The 4,942-nt window shown below is 36.4% G+C and carries 4 protein-coding genes; all 4 read right to left on the bottom strand.

What is annotated here, in order from left to right; translation table 11 throughout:
* Positions 1-243: 243 nt before the first annotated feature.
* Positions 244-1,002, bottom strand: a complete 759-nt coding sequence (locus tag ABZA26_RS07560) for a transporter substrate-binding domain-containing protein (RefSeq protein ID WP_372713913.1) — start codon at positions 1,000-1,002, stop codon at positions 244-246.
* Between the two features lie 293 nt (positions 1,003-1,295).
* Complete coding sequence (locus ABZA26_RS07555; protein ID WP_372713912.1) at positions 1,296-2,972, bottom strand: phosphoenolpyruvate carboxykinase (ATP); 1,677 nt, start codon at positions 2,970-2,972, stop codon at positions 1,296-1,298.
* Positions 2,973-3,203: 231 nt separating this feature from the next.
* Positions 3,204-4,217 (bottom strand): ester cyclase, encoded by a 1,014-nt coding sequence (locus tag ABZA26_RS07550; RefSeq protein WP_372713911.1) that lies wholly within the window; start codon positions 4,215-4,217, stop codon positions 3,204-3,206.
* 26 nt (positions 4,218-4,243) lie between these two features.
* Positions 4,244-4,942 (bottom strand): ester cyclase (locus ABZA26_RS07545; protein WP_372713910.1); only part of this gene is annotated, 699 nt, incomplete at its 5' end.

Raw genomic sequence — 4,942 nt, 5'->3', positions numbered from 1 at the left:
GTCTCTATAACTGATTCTTTTCCCTCGGTAATCTTTATCTTCATGAGGTTCCCCCTTATTTTTTATTAATTGTTATTTTACAATTATAAACCTTTGACAAAAATAAGTCAAAACATATAAGAATTTTATACTTGAAATTCCTTAAAAATAATACTTTTTAAAAAAGATCTACAATAGGCAATCACCTCATTATTTTACAAAAGAAAAAGAGCCCCAAGGCTCATTTTTCATATTTTACAAAAATTATCTGATTTCTTTTGCCTTTAGTTCGTCCATTACTCCTTTTAATTCCATCTCATCCATTATGAAATTAATCAGGTTCAGCATATCATATTCTCCTTTTGGAATAAGGTATCCCAGCTGACCCTTAGTCAGAGGATTCCCGACCATAGGAGCTGCAAGTTCCTTATATTCATTGGCATAATGTATCGCCTCTGGGCTTTCTGAAATCATTACATCCACCTCGCCTTTCATGACAGCCACAGGTACATCTAGATTTTTCTCATATTTTATTATTTGAGCTGATTTTATATTTTTATCAGCATATTTTTCGTTTGTTCCCCCTATATTCACTCCCACTTTCACACCGGGTTTGTCTATTGCTTCTAAAGATGTATAACGTCCCTCGTCTGCCTTTCTTACTATAGGACATTTCCCAAAAACCAAATATGGTCTAGACAGCTCTACCCTTAGCTTTCTGTCGGTTCTTCTTGTTATTCCACCCATGGCGATATCAAACTTATCGTTTTCCAGATCCTCTATAAGAGTCTTCCACGTGGTGGGAACAAATTCCACCTCTACACCTAAATCCTCAGCTATATATTTAGCCATTTCAATATCATATCCTTCATACTCTTTTCCGTTGTAATAAGTAAATGGTTTATAATCCCCCGTTGTACCCACTCTTATTTTCTTATTTTTCACAATTTTTTCGACTCTGCCTTCAGCATAGGATGCTGCAGAAAGAACCATAATCATCAATATAAACAAAACTTTTTTCATTCCCATTTTCCCCCTGGATAGTTAATTTTTCTGTCTTAAAATTTTACAGGTAAATGAAATATAAATATAGATTACAATTTTTTTTATTTTTTGTTCGGCATATTTTTTCATAAACCAAATAAAACAAAGGGAAAATATAAATATAATATTGGAAAACAGTAGGTATAGTTAGAAGTTGTAATATAAAAAAAAGACCAGAAAATTTAATTCTGGTCTTTTCTATATTTATAAAATATTTTTATTCAGCCATTCATTGCATTTATACGGTTATTTTACAAAATAAAAATATCCTATCATTCCTCATTTTGAGATTTATTATTTTTTACAGAATCCAGTTTTTCAAGAATTTTATAAAGTGATTCGCTGGCTTCATAAGGAAGTCTGTTAAATTCTCTCAGTTCCCCTATAAAATCAAGCCTCGTCTGAATCCTGCTTTGAACCAGATTGATATAGTTTACATCCTCGAAATTCGGGTTGTACCCTTCTATCTCCAGGTACTCTATATTATCCATAGGACCAAACTTCTTGAATCCGCCCTTTTTCTCAATTATAGACTCTATAATTCCCAGAGTTATATCAGGAGTTATCTTCCTGTGAAGAAAAAACCCGGTATTTAATATATAGCATTCAATTTTTCTCTCTTTAAATAGAGATTTAAATTTCTTATAGTCATTACACAGAGGGTAAGTCCTGAATGGATTTGCATATGGCTCTATTACCAGTTTGTTGCTGTCCACACCTTTGAGAAGATGCTCTGCAGAAGAACGTTTTGTTGCCAGGGTTGCTCCCAGCGTTGCAGCAAGTGTTGCAGAATTTATCTTCATTACAGGAGGCATACTCTCATCTTTCATGAGCCAGAATATGGCATCGCACTTTTTATCAAATTTATATGCCCTGTTTGGTGACCAGTATTTTGACTTAACCGCTCTTCCGTTTCCGTTTCTTATATCTTCTGTTACAGGCACTATTTTCCCTTCATTGTCCATCGTGGCAGCACAGTTCTGCATGGTAAGAAGATATTTATTGTCAGGGGAATCTGTAGGATAATCCTGAGTCTTATCAAAATATGAAGGTTCCATAGATATTGATGACCCGTCTTCATTTGAGATAATAAAGGCATCATCATGAAGTACAGTTACATCATATTTATCCCTGTGTTTAGCATGAGTAATTGTAGACTTTCCAGAACCTGACAGTCCAAATACTCCCACTACAAATTTTTCACCGTTTGGAAGGTTATATCTTTTTTGTCCACCGTGACAAGGAGTGTACCCGCATCTAGTGGCAATGGTCCAGGCCAGTGTAAGAGTTCCTTTTTTGTGTTCACCGAAATATCTCATGCCCAAAAGAGCCGCACAATTGTGATCTGAATCAAAAAATGTAAGTCCAACCGGATGGTTTTCGTGAGACCAGTCTGGGTCAGAATATACAAAGATATCCCCCTCTTCTATAATTTTAGAAGAGTCATATTTCACTTTTATATCATCACTAAAATCCTGAAAGTTGAGCATCCAAGAGTAGAGTATATTTTCATATCCTTCAGGAATCATAAGGTGTGCCCTCACCATGAAATCTTCATGAAGTCCCACACATACAGAGGCCCTGTACATCTTCTTCTTCCTGGAAGAAAAAACAGCTTCCCTGAGCTTCCCTGCGTATTCATTCTCATCTACGCCTCTGTCCCCCAGTATTTTCCTTGCTGCCGAAGTTCTTCCGGTCCTGTCTCCGTCGTTGAATATCAATACTTTTGAATCTTGAGGAAGTCCCATTTCTTCAGCTTTATATATTGGAAGGTCAGTAACCACAGTCCCCGGAGAGTTTTTTGCAAGATTGTAGGCCTCCCTCAGAGTTCCTACATTTATGACATTATTTCTGTAAAATGCTGTTTCCAGTATCGTACGAATTTTAGAGTACATCAATGGTGTTTTTGTCCCTATGTTTTTTTTATCTAGACCCAATAGTGTAGCCATATCATTAACCCCCTGTGAACATTGTTAAATGTAGTAGGATTATATCTGTTCAAAGGCATTTTGTCAATATTTTTTGGTTTTATTTTAAACATAAAAACATCAAAAATTAATCAAAAGTGTACACAGTTGGAGTTTCTGCTATCTTCATGTTTTATTTGCAAACAAAACCCAAAGTAGCTGAATATAATAAAAAAAATGGGAAAAATTTCTCCCATTAAATTTACTAAAAAACTATAGTTTTGGATTTAATATCTGCTGAGTTCGTTCAAAAATATCCAGGCCCTGTTGCTTCAGCCAAAAAGGTATATCTATAAAAACCCAGTTTTCAGATAACTTGTCATCTTTACGGTAGTAAACATCCACTACCTGCATATCTGCCTTGACCTCTCCCCCTGGAAGCCCTAAAAATCCTCCAATCGGAACATTTGAAAGGTTTGGCCATCCAAAGAAACATGCGAAGTTTCCCTCTGCAAACCTGCAGACATGCCCGTTGAATTTTTTATCCTTTAAATTATTTCTGAAAGGCAGTTGATGCTGTATTTGATAACGGGGAATAGTATAGCTGGCTCCGATCCCTCCAGGTCCGTACCATATCATATCTTTAGACCATGACTTTTCAAGAATTTCCGGGGGACACCCCATAGATCCACTATCGTTCAAAGCCGATAGGTCATCAACCATTTTATTTACTAGGGCTAATGTTTTTATTCCCTCATTTTCGGGAGCATCTTCATAAAGTAAACCATTATGATCCTTCGGTCCTGGATATACAAAATATGAGCCTGTTGATGGTGGTAAAGGATTTGCCCCGGCCTGAACCATGAATCCGATTATATCTACAAATATTCCTGTCTTGGTTATTTTATCATCTTCAACACATGTGAATTCAGCATATCTCAAATTGATCATTTTGCCCGTGGGTCTTATTCCCATCCATTCTCGGTCAAAAAGCCCCATGAAATGGCCCATAGACATCACCCATTTTTCTTTGCTGATCTCATTTGTACCGGCGATAAATATATCCTCTCTTCTCTGCATTCTTTTCAAAGATTTTTTTAGTGGTATCCAAAATTTTTCTGCCGCTGCATCTACACCGTGTTGCTCTCTGAAAGGATACACTCCCCTAAACAAATAATCCTCACTCATATATTCCTTTAATATATCTTTTAACCCTTCTGCTTCTGCACTTTCTAGTGCATCAAAGTAAGCTCTTACTTTTCTTTTTACCTCTTGATACTCGCCCATGACACCCTCCAATAATTCTATCTTACCTAAATACTGTCTTCATCCTTGACCTCTATACTGTCAACATAAATTTGTCTGTAAACGTCTAGCCCGTCATAGGTCATCCATTCCTCTACAACCTTTCCACCTACCATCGTAAAGTGTGAAATCCCAAGAATTTCAACCATTTTATTTGTCGGTTTCCCAAAATAACCCAGTCCCTCGTGAAGACCGCATAATCTCCATCTGACAGCAACATCAAATTCCTGCTCATTCTCCCTGTCATTATAGCTTACCCTTTCCACCAAAAAATTGGCATTTGGAAAGGAAGCAAAAAGACTTACGAGCATCCCCTGAATTTGCTGATATCCTATCAAATCTTTGTCACAAATATAGTGAACTACCGCATTAGGTGCATAATAATTTTCAACTTCATTAAAAAGTCTGTAGTTATAAATTTTAGAAAGCATCTCAAGGCAGATTTCACCTATATTATTTGATTTAGCCCTGTAAATACTAGGATTTAGCTGTCCTTTCATATTCTCATTCATCCCCATGCTTTCCATTCCTGCTGTAAGTTTAGGATTGAAATTCTTGGCCATCTTTTTCGCCACATCCACAGGATCAAAACCTAGCTGTTTTACAATCCATAGATTATCCCTTACCAGCCACTCTTCATAAATTCTGTTATTTTCCACAGCGCAGTCCACAGTGGTTCTAAAATTAACCTTCTTACCTGTGGCAGG

It is taken from the genome of Ilyobacter sp., assembly GCF_041583315.1.
In the GTDB taxonomy this organism is placed as follows: domain Bacteria; phylum Fusobacteriota; class Fusobacteriia; order Fusobacteriales; family Fusobacteriaceae; genus Ilyobacter.
The sequence above is the reverse complement of the archived record's forward strand: the minus strand, read 5'-3'. Positions and strand labels throughout refer to the sequence as shown.

Coding starts and splice junctions, on each gene's coding strand:
- ABZA26_RS07550 (WP_372713911.1), bottom strand. CDS start 4,217: ATGGGCGAGTATCAAGAGGTAAAAAGAAAAGTAAGAGCTTACTTTGAT.
- ABZA26_RS07555 (WP_372713912.1), bottom strand. CDS start 2,972: ATGGCTACACTATTGGGTCTAGATAAAAAAAACATAGGGACAAAAACA.
- ABZA26_RS07560 (WP_372713913.1), bottom strand. CDS start 1,002: ATGAAAAAAGTTTTGTTTATATTGATGATTATGGTTCTTTCTGCAGCA.